Source organism: Candidatus Binatia bacterium (assembly GCA_036563615.1).
In the GTDB taxonomy this organism is placed as follows: domain Bacteria; phylum Desulfobacterota; class Binatia; order UBA12015; family UBA12015; genus DATCMB01.
In genome coordinates this window covers 102,460-118,250 of record DATCMB010000013.1, presented here as the reverse complement: position 1 = coordinate 118,250, position 15,791 = coordinate 102,460, and the positions used below count along the sequence as shown (strand labels likewise).

General features: G+C 71.9%; 15 protein-coding genes. 10 read left to right on the top strand and 5 right to left on the bottom strand.

What is annotated here, in order from left to right; translation table 11 throughout:
- The first annotated feature begins 24 nt into the window (after positions 1 to 24).
- Complete coding sequence (locus VIS07_10205) at positions 25 to 819, top strand: glycerophosphodiester phosphodiesterase (protein HEY8515872.1); 795 nt, start codon at positions 25 to 27, stop codon at positions 817 to 819.
- Here the strand turns inward: VIS07_10205 and VIS07_10200 are convergent.
- The 3 genes from VIS07_10200 to VIS07_10190 form a co-directional block, all read right to left on the bottom strand.
- Complete coding sequence (locus tag VIS07_10200; GenBank protein ID HEY8515871.1) at positions 761 to 2,137, bottom strand: SDR family oxidoreductase; 1,377 nt, start codon at positions 2,135 to 2,137, stop codon at positions 761 to 763. The genes VIS07_10205 and VIS07_10200 overlap by 59 nt on opposite strands.
- Positions 2,138 to 2,385: 248 nt before the next feature.
- The gene (locus VIS07_10195; GenBank protein ID HEY8515870.1) at positions 2,386 to 3,273 is read right to left on the bottom strand and encodes a hypothetical protein; all 888 of its coding nucleotides are present in this window, start codon (positions 3,271 to 3,273) and stop codon (positions 2,386 to 2,388) included.
- Between the two features lie 19 nt (positions 3,274 to 3,292).
- Positions 3,293 to 4,432, bottom strand: coding sequence for an SGNH/GDSL hydrolase family protein (locus tag VIS07_10190; GenBank protein HEY8515869.1), 1,140 nt, complete (start codon positions 4,430 to 4,432; stop codon positions 3,293 to 3,295).
- A 235-nt stretch (positions 4,433 to 4,667) separates the two neighbouring features.
- Here VIS07_10190 and VIS07_10185 point away from each other — a divergent pair, with 235 nt between their 5' ends.
- From VIS07_10185 to VIS07_10170, 4 genes are all read left to right on the top strand, one after another.
- On the top strand, positions 4,668 to 5,429 hold the full coding sequence (locus VIS07_10185) for a GntR family transcriptional regulator (GenBank protein HEY8515868.1): 762 nt from the start codon (positions 4,668 to 4,670) through the stop codon (positions 5,427 to 5,429).
- Positions 5,426 to 6,532 carry a ferritin-like domain-containing protein gene (locus tag VIS07_10180; protein HEY8515867.1) on the top strand — a complete coding sequence of 369 codons (1,107 nt, stop codon included), beginning with the start codon at positions 5,426 to 5,428 and terminating at the stop codon, positions 6,530 to 6,532. Before VIS07_10185 ends, VIS07_10180 begins: the two co-directional genes overlap by 4 nt.
- A gap of 245 nt (positions 6,533 to 6,777) precedes the next feature.
- A complete protein-coding gene (locus VIS07_10175) occupies positions 6,778 to 9,120 on the top strand; it encodes a PAS domain-containing sensor histidine kinase (protein ID HEY8515866.1) in 2,343 nt (780 codons plus the stop codon).
- A 137-nt stretch (positions 9,121 to 9,257) separates the two neighbouring features.
- The gene (locus tag VIS07_10170) at positions 9,258 to 10,253 is read left to right on the top strand and encodes an MlaA family lipoprotein (GenBank protein HEY8515865.1); all 996 of its coding nucleotides are present in this window, start codon (positions 9,258 to 9,260) and stop codon (positions 10,251 to 10,253) included.
- A 6-nt stretch (positions 10,254 to 10,259) separates the two neighbouring features.
- On the opposite strand, the gene VIS07_10165 is transcribed toward VIS07_10170, so the two are convergent.
- On the bottom strand, positions 10,260 to 10,889 hold the full coding sequence (locus VIS07_10165) for an ABC transporter substrate-binding protein (protein ID HEY8515864.1): 630 nt from the start codon (positions 10,887 to 10,889) through the stop codon (positions 10,260 to 10,262).
- A 136-nt stretch (positions 10,890 to 11,025) separates the two neighbouring features.
- Between VIS07_10165 and VIS07_10160 the strand changes: the two genes are divergently transcribed.
- A complete protein-coding gene (locus tag VIS07_10160; GenBank protein ID HEY8515863.1) occupies positions 11,026 to 11,445 on the top strand; it encodes a hypothetical protein in 420 nt (139 codons plus the stop codon).
- 371 nt (positions 11,446 to 11,816) lie between these two features.
- Here VIS07_10160 and VIS07_10155 read toward each other — a convergent pair whose 3' ends face one another.
- The gene (locus VIS07_10155; protein HEY8515862.1) at positions 11,817 to 12,791 is read right to left on the bottom strand and encodes a hypothetical protein; all 975 of its coding nucleotides are present in this window, start codon (positions 12,789 to 12,791) and stop codon (positions 11,817 to 11,819) included.
- Between VIS07_10155 and VIS07_10150 the strand changes: the two genes are divergently transcribed.
- From VIS07_10150 to VIS07_10135, 4 genes are all read left to right on the top strand, one after another.
- Entirely contained in the window at positions 12,790 to 13,461 is a 672-nt protein-coding gene (locus VIS07_10150; GenBank protein ID HEY8515861.1) for an O-methyltransferase, read from the top strand. The two genes, VIS07_10155 and VIS07_10150, sit on opposite strands and share 2 nt — an antisense overlap.
- Positions 13,458 to 13,934, top strand: coding sequence for a peroxiredoxin (locus tag VIS07_10145; protein ID HEY8515860.1), 477 nt, complete (start codon positions 13,458 to 13,460; stop codon positions 13,932 to 13,934). Before VIS07_10150 ends, VIS07_10145 begins: the two co-directional genes overlap by 4 nt.
- Entirely contained in the window at positions 13,931 to 14,710 is a 780-nt protein-coding gene (locus tag VIS07_10140; GenBank protein HEY8515859.1) for an SDR family oxidoreductase, read from the top strand. The genes VIS07_10145 and VIS07_10140 overlap by 4 nt, the downstream gene beginning before the upstream one ends.
- Before the next feature lie 94 nt (positions 14,711 to 14,804).
- Complete coding sequence (locus VIS07_10135; GenBank protein HEY8515858.1) at positions 14,805 to 15,701, top strand: GDSL-type esterase/lipase family protein; 897 nt, start codon at positions 14,805 to 14,807, stop codon at positions 15,699 to 15,701.
- Positions 15,702 to 15,791: the final 90 nt, after the last annotated feature.

Below are 15,791 nucleotides of genomic sequence, written 5' to 3'. Positions count from 1 at the left end.
TGTAGGACGAGCGTAGGACGCCCCATGCGCTACCTCGACGGACCCCGCCCGCGCCTGTTCGCCCACCGCGGCGGCGCGCGCATCGCACCCGAGAACACGCTCGCGGCGTTCGCCGCCGGTCTCGCCGCCGGCGCCGATCGCCTCGAGCTCGACGTGCACGCGACCCGCGACGGCCACGTCGTCGTGATCCACGACCCGACCGTCGACCGCACGACCGACGGCACGGGCGAGGTGCGCGAGATGACCCTTGCCGAGCTGCAGCGTCTCGACGCCGGCTTCCACTTCGCCGGACCGCGCGGCGACTTCCCGTACCGCGCGCGCGGCGTGTGCGTGCCAACGCTCGCCCAGCTCCTCGAGGCGTTCCCCGGCGTGCCGCTCAACATCGAGATCAAGCAGTGCGAGCCGGCGATCGAGGAAGCGGTGCTCGACGTGCTCGACCGCTTCCGCGCCCGGGACCAGGTGCTGCTCGCCGCCGAGGACGCGTCGATCATGGAGCGCATCCGCGCCGCGGCGCCCGACATGCTGACGAGCTTCTCCGCGCTCGACGTGCTGGGCTTCGTCACCGCTCTGCAGAACGGCCAGATCGACACGTACCAGCCGCCCGGCATCGCGCTGCAGATCCCGCCCGCCTTCGGCGACATCGAGCTCGTCACCGCCGAGTCGGTCGCGGCGGCGCACCGGCTCGGGCTCGAGGTGCACGTCTGGACGATCGACGAGCCCGACGAGATGGAGAGGCTGCTCGACCTCGGCGTCGACGCGCTCATGAGCGACGTTCCAGGGCTCGCCGCGGAGGTGCTGCGCCGTCGCGGCCTGCGCTGAGCGTCAGTACTTGACGCGTGCCGAAGCGCACCGGTGGACGTGCGAGCGCCGGCGGCGCGGAGCCCGTGCGCACTGACGCAGAAGCAGCCGACGCCGGAGGATCGCTGACCATAGGCGCAGGCGCGTGCGCCGCGGCGACGTCGAGCTCCCCGCGCGCGTGCAGCATCTTGAGCAGCTCGGCGAACGCGTCCGCGACCCGCGGCATCTCGATCCCGAGCTCGCGCAGGACGCGCTGCGAGTCCGTCGTGTCGATCCGCGTGCGCACGCTCAGGTACGGCACGTAGGGCATCGCGCGATCGAGCAGCACCCGCGCTCGGCCCCACACCACCAGGCGTAGCGCTGCGCGGAACAGCGGCCGCGGCACGAACGCGAGCGGCGGGGCGCGGAAGGTGCGGCTCGCGATCTCGCCGAGCTCGCCGAGGGTCGACGCGCGTGGCCCTGCTGCGAGGTGGTACCAGCGGCCGTCGCTCAGCGGTCGCTCGGCGAGCGCGAGCGTCGCGCGCGCGACCAGGTCGACCGGCACGAGGTCGACGATCGAGGACGGCGTCCCCGGCACCCAGCGCCAGCCGTGCGTCAAGTAGAGATGGAGCAGCATCAGGAAGCGTGCGCGCGGCTCGTCGGCGAGGCCGCGGGCGGGCGCGCCCGTGCTGCACCGGACGCCGTCGGCAGGCCCGAACGAAGCTCGCGGCTCCTCATCGGCCGGCGCGTCGCTCGCCCGCTGCGCTGCGGGGTGCGCAGCGGGCGGAGCGAGCGCCGGACCGATGATGCTTGGCCGGACGATCGTCACCGGCAGCGTCGCCATGGCCCGGCGCGCGACCTCCTCGGCCTCCCACTTGGTGCGCTCGTAGGTATTACGGAAGCGCCCGGGCGGCGCCGGCCCCTCGAGCAGCGTGCGCGCGCGCTCGCCGCCGACGAACGCGGTGCTGACCAGCACGAAGCGCTCGAGCCGCTTCATGCGGCGCGCGAGGTCGAGGAGCTGGCGCGTGCCGTGGACGTTCACCTGCCGCGCACGATGCAGGTCCTCGTCGAAGCGCACCGTGGCGCCGGCGTGCACGACGTGCGTCACCTCGCTGGTGATGCGCTCGACGTCGCGCGGCGAGAGCCCGGCGCGAAGCCGCATCAGGTCGCCGCTCACCGCGACCGCGCGTGGCGCGACGCGCCGCCAGCCGAGCGCCGCCGCGCGCCGCTCGAGGTCGCCGACGGGCGCGCGCAGCAGCGCGTAGACGCGCGCGTCGGGCTCGCGGCGGGCGATCTCGCGCAGGATCTCGCGGCCGAGAAAGCCGCTCGCGCCGGTCAGCAGGTAGCATCGCTCGGGCATCGTCGGGCTCCGCTCGTCGGCGCTGAGCAAGCCGCGGTCCGCGGCCGCGAAGCGCGAAACGTGCGAAGCCGCGCGGCGCGTCCGCGCGCGCTCGCAACGCGAAGCTGCGACTCGCGAAACATTCCGTTGCGCGACGTTGCGCGCTGGCGTGAAACGCACGCCGGGACCCGCACGAGGCCACGCGACACGACGCGCGCGACGCGCCGCACTCGCACCAGGCCCGCACCAGGAGAATCCATGCTTGACGCTCAGCGCCAGGCGAAGTCCGCCACCTCGACGCGCACCTCCGACGCGGCCTCCGAGTGCGTGCCCTCGTCCGCATTCGGGATGACGACCACGAGCGCGCGCCCCGTGTCGCGCGCAGCGAGCCAGCACGGCTCGTCGACCGGGAGCCGCATGCTGCCGAGCGGGCGCGGCACGCCGCCCGCGGCGTCGGCGAGCGCGATCTCGGCGGCGAGCCACCAGCGTCCGTCGTCGGCGCGGCGCAGCTCGAGCGTCACCAGGTAGCTCTCGCCGGGGACGAGCTCGTGCGCGACGTACGGCGCGTCGCCCGGGCAGTCGGGATCGCGGCCGTCGTAGACGCACGCGTCGGCGAGGCGCTCGAAGTAGAAGCCGTGCGGGCGCGCGATCCAGTTGCCGCCGATCAGTGCGTAGCCCGCGTTGACCGGCGGCGTGATCGCGAGCTGCTCGCACGAGGTCGTCGCGCCGCGGTCGAGAAAAGTGCCCGCGACCGCGAACGCCCAGTGGTCGGGGAGCCTCTCGTGCGCCGTGAGACGCACCGACGCGCGCTGCGCGTCGCGCCGCGGGGCCGGGGCGAGCGACAGCAGGGTGTCGCCGGGCAGCCACGGCGGCTGCGGCACGACGCTCACCGCGGGCGCGCGCCCGTCCGCCGCCGCGGCCTCCGCATCACGCTCGAGAACGCACGCCGAGTGGCTGCGGTCGGGGTGGAGCCCCGCGTCGCGCGGCCGGACGATCCGCCAGCCGCCGAGCTCGCCACCGCACGGCGGCAGTCCGGGCTCGGCGCACGCGCCGACGCCGGTCGCGCACGCCGCGCCCGGACGCGCCGCCCGGACGCCGAATACGAGCGCGGCGACCACACAGAGCAGAAGGACGAGACGAGGGAGCGACCGGACCACGTTCGAGGGCAGGCGCCGATCAGCGGTTCGACGTCGAACGTCCGGCGGACTCGGCGAGCGCGCGCCGCACCGCGTCCGCGACCGTGGTGGCGATCAGCGCCTGACCCTCGGCGTTGGGGTGGACCCAGTCGAGGTGCAGGCGGTCGTTGCCGGCCGCGTCGAACACGGGTGCGAGGTCGATGACCTGCACGCCCTCGCGCGCGCCGACCCTGCGGGTGATGTCCTGGTAGACCGGGTGCGCCGCGATGTTGGCCTCGACCTGATCGAGCGGCTGGTTCCAGTGGCGCGCGATCGCCTCCGGCATGCCGGGCGGGATCGAGAGCGACGGGTAGACGAGTAGGATCGGCGTGCTGCCCGCCTCGCGCAGCGCGCGGACGGTGCGCACGAGCTGCTCCTCGTACTCGTCGGGTGCGACGTCGGGGACGTAGCGGCTCGCGGGCTTGGGCGGCGCGGGCGGCGCCTCGGGATCGGGCGCGGTCGCGACGTCGAAGAGCAGCGCGCAGGCGCGGCTGCGGAAGCAGGCGTACGCGGCGCGCCGCGCCCACAGGCTCCAGAAGCGCGTACGGGTCGCCGGGAAGTGGTCGTTGAAGCCGACCATGACGAGCGTCACCGGGGCGTGCGCGCCGTCGCGCTCGGCGAGGAGACGCGCCTCGTAGACCGTGTAGCCGGGCACGCCGAGGTTGCGGACCCGCACCGGCGCGCCGGATCCGCTCGCGAGCAGCGCCTCGAGCCGTGCGGGGTAGGTCTCGTCGTCCGGCACGCCGTAGCCGAAGGTGCTCGAGTCGCCGATGCAGTCGACGGCGACCTCCTCGGGGGCCGTGGGGGCGGTCCCGTGGACCCGGTTGCCGTTCGCGTCGGTGCGAAACGGGATCGCCAGGTCGAGCCCCCGGTAGTCGAGGTTCGGCTTCAGCACCCAGCCGAGCTCGCGATGCGGCTCGTACATCGCGGGAAAGCGCGGGAAGAGCGCCATCCGGGGACGCAGGTCGGGCGGCTGGTAGCCGGCAAGGCGCAGCGCGACCTCGAGCACGACCCAGGGGGCGAGCAGCGCCAGCAGGATACGGACGGCCGTGCCGGCGCGCCTGCGCCAGGGGCGGTCCGCCGGGCGACGTCCATCCCCGGCGTCGCGGGCGCCGTGCATCTCGGCGGGCAGCCCCGTCATGCCGCACCGCCGACGCAGCGTGCGGCGGCATCCGTGCGCTCGTCGTCCCTCATGTGCGCGGCCCGCGTCCGGGCGCAGTGTGGGGCACATCGGTCGGGCGCGCAAGGACGGCCGATCGCCGGGGGTGGGCAAGGCCGAGTCCGCACACGGACGGGCCGTAGACGGCCATATCAAGACATCAAGACCTGATCACCACCCGTTGACAATTGGTTGGACCATCAGATAGCTGGATCTCATGACCGCCACGTCGCGCACCGTCGTGCCCTTTCAGCCGCCACGGCGCCGCCGCCTGCACCAGGACGTCTTCGAGCAGCTGCGCGACGCGATCCTCGACGGCCGCTACCAGCCGGGCGACAAGCTGCCGCCCGAGCGCGAGCTCGCCGAGGAGTTCCAGGTCAACCGCACCTCGGTGCGCGAGGCGATCAAGGTGCTCGAGGGGATGCGGCTCGTGTCGGTCCGTCAGGGCGACGGCGCGACCGTGTTGCCGCTGATCGACGCCTCGCTCGACGTGCTGCCGGCGATGATCTTCCACGGCGGACGCGTCGACATGACGCTGCTCGCCGAGCTCAACGAGGTGATGCGGCCGCTGCTCTTCGAGATGGGCCGCCTCGCGATCGAGCGCAACGGCACGGCGCGCCTCCCGGAGCTCAAGGCGCTGCGCGACACCGTCGCCGACACGACGCTCGACCTCGAGGAGCGCGCACGCGCGCTGCGCGCGGTGCTGCTCGTCCTCTCGGACATGACCGGCAACCGCGTGTGGCAGATGCTCGCGCGCCGTACGCACGCGTTCCTCACCTCGGAGCCGCTGCAGGCCGCGCGCGGCAAGCTGCGTCCCGATCCCGGACGCGTCGTGCCGGCGATGGACGAGTGCATCGCGGCGCTCGAGGCGGGACGCATCGAGGACGCGGTCGCCGCGCTGCAGCGGGTCATCCGCACCATCGAGGAGAACACGATGCGCGATACGCGCAACGACAGCACGGACCGGAGGAAGGCATGACCGAGTTCACCATCGACACGCCGACGCAGGAGCCGCCGCTCGAGACCGCGATGAAGGTGGTCTACCAGTGGAGCTACGACCCGGCGGTCGACGAGCTGCGCAACCTGTACGTCAAGGCGACGGAGGCGCAGTGGGTCGCCGAGCGCGACATCGACTGGGAGCGCGACATCGACCACGCCAAGTTCGCGACCACGCCGCTCGGCTCGCCGCTGCCGATCGAGAAGACGTCGTACTGGCGCTCGCTCAGCGAGGAGCAGCTCTGGGAGATCACGCGGCGGACGGCGTCGTTCCGCCTGAGCCAGTTCCTGCACGGCGAGCAGGGCGCGCTGATGGTCGCGGCGCAGCTCGTCAACTCGGTGCCGCACACCGACGCGAAGTTCTACGCCGCGACGCAGACGATGGACGAGGCGCGTCACGTCGAGGTGTTCGCCAAGTACATCGAGAAGCTCCACGAGATCCGCCCGATCGCGGCGCCGCTGCGGCGCGTCCTCGACTCGACCCTGCAGACCGGCAACTGGCTCGAGAAGCTCGTCGGCATGCAGATCGTCGTCGAGGGGCTCGCGCTCTACAGCTTCAAGGACATGCGTAGCTTGACGCAGGAGCCGCTGCTCAAGGACCTGCTGACCTACGTCACGCGCGACGAGGCGCGCCATCACGCGTACGGCGTGCAGTACGTCGACCGCTGCGTTCCATGCTTGACGGAGGCGCAGCGCATCGAGCTCGAGGACTTCGCGCTCGAGGCGTCGCGCACGCTGATCGACAACCGCAACCAACAGGCGTTCCTCGCCGAGGTGCTGCGCGTGTGGTCGGAGGCGGGCGTCGACACGAACGAGCTGCTGAATTGCCTGCAGCGCGAGATGGACGAGCTGACGCGCGACGAGAAGAAGGGCAAGCGTCTCGGCCCGGTGCAGGGCTTCGTCATCCCGACGCTGCGTCGCTGCGGCCTGCTCTCCGAGCGCGTCGCCGCGCACTACCACGACTTCCTGCGCCACAACCTGACGCGCAACCTGGTCGGCGAGGACGTCGAGGAGTTCCTGCGCTACCTGCCGGACCTGCCCGAGGACACGGCGGCCTGGGTGCTGAGCGAGCTGCACGAGGCGTAGCGCGCGCGAGGTCGGGGTACGGCGCGGCGCGCTCGTGACCACCGAGCGCACGCGGTGCGCTTCGCCGTGCCCCGTGAACGATCTCGCGCCGCGCTGCGATGCGCAACGCACGGCGTCGCGCGCGCTGCGTCGGCCACGCGAGCCGGGATGGTGCATGCGCCGCAGACGCTGCGGTGCATCCAGGATGCTAGCGGCCGAAAAGTTCAAAGTCTCTAGCGGCACCGCCGATAGAGGTCGTGTCGGCCATGGCATTCGGCTCGATTCGGCGGCGTCTGCAGTTCCTCCCGCTCGGCGGCAAGCTCGCGCTGATCGTGGCGCTGTTCGGCGCGATCGTGGTGACGCTCGTCGTGGTCGCCGTCGTCGAGATGCGCATTCTGTCCGCCGTGCGCGCGTACGTCGGCGGCGAGGGGCTGTGGTCGAAGGGGCAGAAGAGCGCGGTGCTGCACCTGCAGCACTACGCGCGCACGCACGACACGGAGGAGTACCGCCACTTCCGCGAGGCGATCGCGGTGCCGCTCGGCGATCGCGACGCGCGCCTCGCGCTCGATCGCGAGGACCCCGATCGCGACGCCGCGCGCCGCGGCTTCCTCGCGGGCCGCAACCACCCGGACGACATCCCGGGCATGATCGACCTCTTCCTGTGGTTCCGCGACGTGCCGCAGATGGCGCGGGCGATCGAGGTCTGGGCCGCGTCCGACACCTACATCCTCGCGCTCGCGTCGCTCGGCGAGCGGATGCACGCCGCGATCTCGTCCGGTCGCACGCGGCCGTCCGATCTCGAGCCGCTGCTCGACGAGCTGCACGAGATCGACCGCGCGGCGACGGAGCTCGCCGACGAGTTCAGCGCGAGCCTCGGCGACGGCGCGCGTCGCGTGCGGCGGCTGCTGCTGGTCCTGATCGTCGCGCTCGCGGTGCTGCTGCTGTCGGTCGGCGCCTGGCTGTCGTGGATGCTCGTGCGGCACGTCCGCGAGGGCGAGCGTCGCTACCGCCACCTGCTCGACACCGCGAAGGATGCGATCGTCGTCACCGACCCCGCGACCGGGCGGGTCGTCGACGCGAACGCGAAGGCGGGGCAAATGTTCGGCCGACCGCTGCCGCAGCTCGTCGGCATGGCGGCGTCGGATCTGCACCTGCCGTGGGCGGCGCCGGACGGGACGTCGCACGCGCCGCTCACCGAGTCGCGCGCGACGCCGATCGAGATCGAGGCCGTCGCGGCGGACGGCACGCTCATCCCGGTCGAGGTCACGACCGCGGGTGCTGTGATCGACGGTCGTCGCGTCGTGCACGGCATCCTGCGCGACGTCACCGAGCGGCGTCGCGCCGAGGCGGCGCTGCGTGAGTCGCGGCGGCGCCTCGAGGAGGAAGCGTGCGTCTCGGCGGCGCTGGTGCGCGTCGGGCACGGTCTGATCGCGTCGCTCAGCGAGCCGGAGCTGCTCGATCGCCTCTGCCAGCTCACGGTCGAGGTCATGGACTGCGACGCGAGCCAGACCTGGCTCTCGCAGCCGAACGACGGTGCGCTGGTCGCGCGCGCCGGCTTCGGGCCGACGCCCGGCGAGGGCGAGCGAGGACGCGGCGTGCGCATCGCGCGCGAGGAGCTGCAGAGCTTTCTCGCGCGGCTCGAGCGCGAGCGCGTCGTCTGGTTGCGCGGCGACGACGTCGTGCGCGCCGGGCTCGGCGCGCTGGCGCAGCAAGGCGCGCTCGCCGACGGTCTCTACGTCGCGCTCCGTCGCGGCGACGAGATCGTGGGCTTCCAGACGGCCTGCCGAAGGGACGCGACGCGCGACTTCGACGCCGCGCAGCTGCGCGTCGCCGAGGGCATCGGACAGCTCGCCTCGATGGCGCTCGCCAACACGCAGCTGCTCGAGGAGCTCGAGAAGGCGAACCGCGTCAAGTCGGAATTCGTCGCGGCCATGTCGCACGAGCTGCGCACGCCGCTGCACATCATCGTCGGCTACTCGAGTCTGCTGCTCGAGGAAGCTTTCGGCGCGCTCTCGTCCGCGCAGGCCGACACCGTGCAGCGCATCGAGCGCGCGGCCGACGAGCTGTGCGAGCTGGTGTCGTCGACGCTCGACATGAGCCGCCTGCAAGCCGGACAGGTGCAGGTCCTGCCCGAGATGGTCGAGATCGACGACTTCCTGCACGAGATGTCGCTCTCCGTGCAGGTGCCGCGCGACAAGACCCGTCTCACGCTCGACTGGCGCCGCGAAGGCGTCGTCCCGCCGATCTTCACCGATCGTCTGAAGCTCAAGGTCGTGATCAAGAACCTGGTGCGCAACGGGATCAAGTTCACCGACGCGGGGAGGGTGAGCGTCACCGCGCGCGCCGTGCGCGGTGGCGTCGAGTTCGCCGTGCGCGACACTGGGATCGGCATCCCGCTCGAGAAGCAGGCCGAGATCTTCGACGCCTTCCATCAAGGCGCCAACACCGCCGAGCGGTCGTACGGCGGCGTCGGGCTCGGGCTCTACATCGCGAACCGTCTGGTCGCGATGATGGGCGGGACGATCACGGTCGAGAGCGCGCCCGGGTGCGGCTCGACGTTCCGCGTCTGGCTTCCGGCAGTGCTCACCGCGCACAGGCGGGCTGCGTGACGGGCGCGCGTACGGTCGTTTGCGGCGCCCGAGCGGTCTGTACGGCGGACGGGGTTTGGCGTAGCCTGATCTCGTCGCGTCGCACGCGGGCCCGAGCGGCGCGCGACGGGGGCAGGGGGAGCGTGCGGAAGTCGATCATGAGCCGATGGGTCGTGCTGTGCGCGCTGGCGTGGCCAGCGCTCGCGCTCGGCTGCGGTCTCGCGTTCGCGTCCGGTCGTCCGGATTCGGTGATGGAGGAGGTTCCGCCGCCGTCGCGGTCCGACGTGGATCCGCGGACGGACGATGAAGACGCTCGCCCGGAAGGCGCGGACGCCGCGGGAACCGCAGACACCAGCGCGCAAACCGGCGACGGCGAGGACGACGCCTTCGCGGACGACGAGCTCGAGCTCGAGATCGACGAGCGCCCGACGTCCTTCCCTGATCCCTGGGAGAAGTTCAACCGCCGGACTTTGAGCTTGAACCAGACCATCGACCGCTGGTTCTTCGCTCCCGTCGCGCGCGCGTACGGCTACGTCATGCCCGATCGCGCGAAGGAGAGCGTGCGCGACTTCTTCACCAACCTCGAGTCGCCGGCGGTGTTCGTCAACGACGTGCTGCAGGGCGAGCTGTCGGACGCGGCGACCACCTTCGCGCGCTTCTCGGTCAATACCATCTTCGGGCTCGCGGGATTCTTCGACCCCGCGAGCGAGCTCGGCATCGAGAAGCACAGCTCGGACTTCGGCGAGACGCTCGCGAAGAACGGCGTGGGCAGCGGGCCGTTCCTGATCGTGCCGCTGGTCGGCCCGACCACCGTGCGCGACGGCCTGGGCTCGCTGGTCGACGTCGCGATGCAGCCGAGCATCTACCTGCTCGGCCCCACACCGATCGTCGCCGCCGGGCTACAGGAGGGCACCTACGGGATCACGCTGCGCGAGGCGCACGGCGAGGATCTCGAGCGCCTCGAGCAGGGCTCGCTCGACTACTACGCGGCGCTGCGCAGCGCGTACTACCAGGACCGCATGGCGCACCTGGGCGGTGTCGGGGTCGCGGAAACGACGCCGGGCGCCGCCGCGACGGACGCCGCGAGCGACGCCGTCGACGGGTCCGCGCCGCTCGGCGACGCGGATCCGGCGGGAACGCCGCCGAACGGCTGATCGCCGCTACTTGACCTTGCCCGCCGCGAGGTCGGCGATTTTTGCATCGACGCTCGCGAGCAGCGCCGGGAAGCCCTCGCGCTCGAGGATCGCGGTGAAGTCCGCGCGTCGCAGCGACAGCTCGCTCACCGTGCCCTTCAGGTAGACGTCGATCACCTTCCAGCCCGACTTCGTGCGGCGCAGCCGGTAGGCGAGATCCATGTTCTCCGCGCCGGGGTCGATCAGCCGCGTGCGTACGAGCACGGTGTCCTGCGCCGCGGGCTCCTCGCCGAGGGTCTCGAAGCGCTGCCCGTCGTAGCCCTTCATCCGCCCGGCGTAGTTCGCGACCATGAAGCGCCGGAAGGTCGCGATCCAGCGCTGCTGCTCGTCCGCGGGCAGCTTGTCGAAGGCGCGGCCGAGCGACTTGCGCGCCATGAAGTCGAGGTCGAACGCGGTGTCGAGGAGCGGCTCGAGGCGTGCGGCGCGGGAGTCGAAGCTCGACGCCCCGGAGTCGCGCATGACGGCGATCATGCCGTCGTGCAGCGTCTCGATCACCTGCCTGGGTGACGCTTCCTGCGCCGCGTAGAGCAGGCTCACGCACGCGAGCTGCAAGACCCCGGCGAGCGTCATGCGCCCCTTCGTTCCGACCTTCCGCACCGTCACCTCCCGGGCTGCATGGCCAAGCTCAACGTTCACGAACGGCGCGCGTCCGCGCAAGGGCTTTGGCCTGGCGTCGCGCTCGGTGTAGAGCAAGACGCCGCGGCACGGCCGCCGTGGCGAAGGAGGAAAACGCATGACGAGCGCGCGGCGTCTCGCGGCATCGTGCCTGGCCCTGCTTCTGCTCATCTCGTCGGCGACCGCCGATCCCGCCGCGGACGGCTGGGACCCGGCCGCCTGGGCGAACGAGGACGTCATCGAGCTGCGTACCCAGGCGCCCGGCAAGGAGCCACACTGGTTCAAGGTCTGGCTCGTCGTGATCGATGGGCAGCTCTACGTGCGTCTCGGCACGCGCGCGGCGCGGCGCTTCGAGGAGAACGAGACGCGGCCGAAGGTCACGGTGCGCATCGCGGAACGGGAGTTCCCCGCGGTCGTGGGGACGCCGGCGCCGGAGATGGCAGAGAAGGTCGACGCGGCGATGGCGGAGAAGTACTGGACCGACGTCTTCGTGCGGTACTTCGATCATCCGCTGACGTTGCGGCTCGCGCCGGAGTGAGTCGTCGCGCGCGCTGACGTCGGCGCGCGGTGTTCGTGCCGGTGGGCGCGGGCCGTGCGCGCGGTGGCGCGCTCCGCTTGCGACGGTGGCACGGCTGTCGTGGTGACCGGACGGTCGCCCGCGCGCGGTCGGGCAGAGGGGGCCGCGCGCAGCGGTCGCGTGGCCGGGGCGATTGACGAGCACGTCGTGCGCGCCCTGCCGCGCGCGCGATTTGGTGCACGTGCTCGTCTAGATCGCCCCGTCCCCGTGCCCGCTGCGCGCTGACGTCGGTCCGACGCGGGGGCGTTGCGAGAGGATGGGAAGGGAAAGGGAAGGGGAAGGCTGTCGTCCGCAAGAGCTCGCCGGAGCCGAGCTCATTCCGCACGTAGTGCTCACTTCGCGGGGTCTGCGCAGTCGACGCGGTAGATGGGGCTGCCTTCGCCTTCGCCGGCTAGGAGGTAGGCGCGGCCGTCGAAGGTGTAGGTGATGGCTTCGCCCTGCATCTGGGTGGCGCTCGTGAGCGGGACGGGCTTGGCGGTGAACACCTCTTCGAGGGATCGCGCGCCGGGGCGGGCGAGCTCCCAGACGCCGGTGTAGGTGCGGAGCAAGACGCGCTCGCCGCTGGGGTGCTGGTCGGCGGCGGTCGTCAGGCGGGCGAGCGTGGCGGGTGTGGGGAGCGTTGCGACGAGCGTCGCCTTGCCGACGTGACCGTCGCGCATGTCGTCGAGACGGTAGACCTCGCCGAGGCCGTCGACCGATTTGGTGATGACGTAGAGGCGCGCGCTGCGCGGGTCGACGAGCACGCTCTCCGTGTTGCGCGCGCCGTCGGGGTAGCGGAAGGCGTCGGCCTCGACGTGCAGGACGCGGCCGTCGAGGGCGTCGGGCTCCTCGATGCGGCCGATCCACACCTCCTTGCGGCGCAGCAGGTTGTCGCCGGTGTCGGCGAGGTAGATGCAGCTCCTGCGACTGCCCGGTGCGCACGGGCCGACCGCGACGTCCTCGGCGTCGCGCGGGCGCAGCCCGCGCAGCGGAAAGCGCGCCAGCACCTTGCCGCTCTCGTCGATCGCGAACAGCGTGCCGTGGTTGTTGGAGTCGTTGTGCGCCCAGTAGACGCCGGGGTGGCGGCGGCTTGCGGCGATGCCGGAGAGCTCGTGCAGGCCTTCCTGCGTGCGTCCCGTGCGCACCGCCTTCTCCGCGTAGCGTGCGCACGCGCCGACCTCCGCAGCCGCCGCGGACGCGGGCGACATCGCGAGCGCGGCGGCGAACGGCAGCGCGAGCGCCGCGAGCGCCGTGCGCGGTCGGTTCGGCGAGCGCGGCACGTGGCGTCGTTGACATGCCGCGAGCGGCAGCGCCAATGTCCCGTCCATGTCCGACAAGTTCGTCCGGCTCACGCCCGAGATCTATGCCTACGTGCTCGCGCACCGCAGCGAGCGCGATCCCGTGCTCGCCGAGCTGATCGAGGAGACCACGCGGCTCGGCGGCATCGCGATGATGCAGATCGCGCCCGAGCAGGGCGCCTTGCTGACGCTGCTCGCGCGCATCTCGGGGACGCGCAACGCGGTCGAGGTCGGCACCTTCACCGGCTACAGCTCGATCTCGATCGCGCGCGGGCTCGCGCCGGGCGGCAAGCTCCTGTGCTGCGACGTCAACGAGGAGTGGACGTCGATCGCGCGGCGCTACTGGGAGAAGGCCGGCGTCGCGGACCGCATCGAGCTCAAGCTCGCGCCGGCGCTCGACACGCTGCGCGCGCTGCCGCGCGACGAGAGCATCGACTTCGCGTTCATCGACGCGGACAAAGTCAATTACAAGAACTACTACGAGGAGATCCTGGAGCGCATGCGCCCGAACGGGCTCGTCGTGTTCGACAACGTGCTCTGGGGCGGCAACGTCGTCGACGCGTCGAACCAGGACGAGAGCACCAGGGCGATCCGGGAGCTGAACGCCTTCGTCGCGGCGGATCCGCGCGTCGAGTGCGTGATGATCCCGGTCGCCGACGGCCTGCTGCTGGCGCGCAAGCGCGACGCGGAGGGGAGATGATTCGCGAGGGTGAGAAGGCGCCGTCGTTCTCCGGCGTGACCGCCGACGGCAAGACGCTGTCGCTCGACGACTTCCGCGGCAAGAAGCCGCTCGTCCTCTACTTCTATCCGCGCGACAACACGCCCGGCTGCACCAAGGAGGCGTGCGCGTTCCGCGACCACGCCGGCGAGATCCAGCAGGCGGGCGCCGCGATCGTCGGCGTCAGCATGGACTCGCAGGAGTCGCACCGGAAGTTCATCGCCGACCACCGTCTGAACTTTCCGCTGCTGTCGGACCGCGACGCGACGATCTGCAAGGCGTTCGGCGTCGCGCGCTTCGGCGGCTGGTTCCCGCCCAAGCGCGTGACCTTCGTCATCGACCGCGACGGCATCGTGCGGCGCGTGATCCAGAGCGAGCTCGGCATCTCGAAGCACATCGACGAGGCGCTCGCGACGCTGCGCCAGCTCGCCGCCGAGGAGAGGGCGCCGGCATGAGCGCGGCCCGCTTCGCAGGAAAGGTGGCGCTGGTCACCGGCGCGGCGGGCGGCATCGGCCGCGCGGTGTGCGAGCGGCTCGGACGCGAAGGGGCGCGCGTCGTCGCGGCCGACGTCGACGGCGACGCGCTGGCCTCGGTCGTCTCCGAGGTGTCGCGTCTCGGCTCGGAGGCGCACGCGGTGACCGGCGACGTCAGCCGCGCCGACGACGTGCAGCGCTTCTTCGCCGAGGCGACGCGTCGCTTCGGCGGCGTCGATCTGCTGGTGAACAACGCCGGCATCGAGGGCGTCGTCAAGCCGCTCGAGGAGTATCCCGAGGAGGAGTTCGACCGCGTGCTGGCGGTGAACGTGCGCGGCGTGTTCCTCGGCCTCAAGTACGGCTACGCGGCGCTCAAGGCACGCGGTGGCGGATCGATCGTCAATCTATCGTCGGTCGCGGGCATCACCGGCAATCCGTTCGTTTCCGCGTACATCGCAAGCAAGCACGCGGTGATCGGTCTCACGCGCGCGGCGGCGGTGTCGTATCCGGCGGCGGGCATCCGCGTGAACGCGGTGCTGCCGGCGCCGATCGAGACGCGCATGATGCGCTCGCTCGAGGAAGGCTTCGCGCCGGGCGCGGGCGACACGCTGAAGCAGACGCTGCTCACGCAGATCCCGCTCGGACGCTACGGCGAGCCCGCCGAGGTCGCGTCGGTGATCGCGTTCCTGCTCAGCGACGAAGCAGCGTTCGTCAACGGCGCGCTGTACACGGTCGATGGCGGAATGACTCCCTTCTGACCTGACCGTCAATCGCACGGGCGGCGTGCCAGGTTGAGTGACGACCATGGCGCAGCGGTCGCGAATCGGACGGACCCTGATCCGTGGCGGGGCGGTGGTTCTCGCCTCGCTGGTCGCGACCGCTGCGCTCGCCGAGGTCGCGCTGCGCGTCTCGTCGCTCTTCGTCGCGCAGCAGAGCTCGGGCTGGCGTCCGGGCGCGCGCGTCCGCGTGCTCGCCGTCGGCGACTCGCACACCTACGGCGGCACCGTCGAGCCGCACGAGACCTATCCCGCGCAGCTGCAGCGCTTCCTCGACGAGGCCGCACCCGGCGTCTACTCGGTGATCAACGTCGGCATCCCCGGCGTGAACACGGCGCAGGTGCGCAACCGCCTGGCGCTCAACCTCGCGCGCTGGGAGCCCGACGTGGTCGTCTTCTGGTGCGGCATCAACAACGCGTGGAACTCGGCCGAGACCGACGCGGCGACCCCCGCGGGCTGGCTCGACCGCACGCTGCTCGGGCTCAAGGTCTACAAGCTCGTGCGCGTCGTGCAGCACGACCGAGCGCTCCACGTCGCGGCGAGGGAGCACCTTCAGGACGGACGCCACGCGGTCCAGGGCGTCAATCGCAACACGAAGATCGTCCCCTTCTTCGGTGAGGTCGTGATGCGGGAAGAGCGCGAGGTGCGCGTCGACGAGGAGCGCGTGCGCGCCGCGATGGCGGACTACCGCGCGATGCGGCGGCTCACCGAGCGCGCGGGCGCGGTGCCGATCTTCATCTCGTACCACCTCGACTTCGAGCGCTTCACGCTGCCGAACGAGGCGCTGCGCCGACTCGCGCGCGAGGACGGCTTCACGGTGGTCGACGCGCGCGCCGGTCTCGAGCGCGTGCCCGAGGCGGTGGGCCGCTTCACCTGGGCGCTGCACCCGAGCGCGCCGATCTACGGCGAGGTGGCGCGCGACGTGGCGCAGCGCATCCTGCGGCTCGCGCCGCCGCCCGACCCGACGTTCTGATCTTCCGCAGCCGGCCGCTTCGCGCGACGCTTGCACCGACCCCGCTGGGTAGAGGAAAGTACCGATTCCGCCCGAATCCCATCGCGAGCG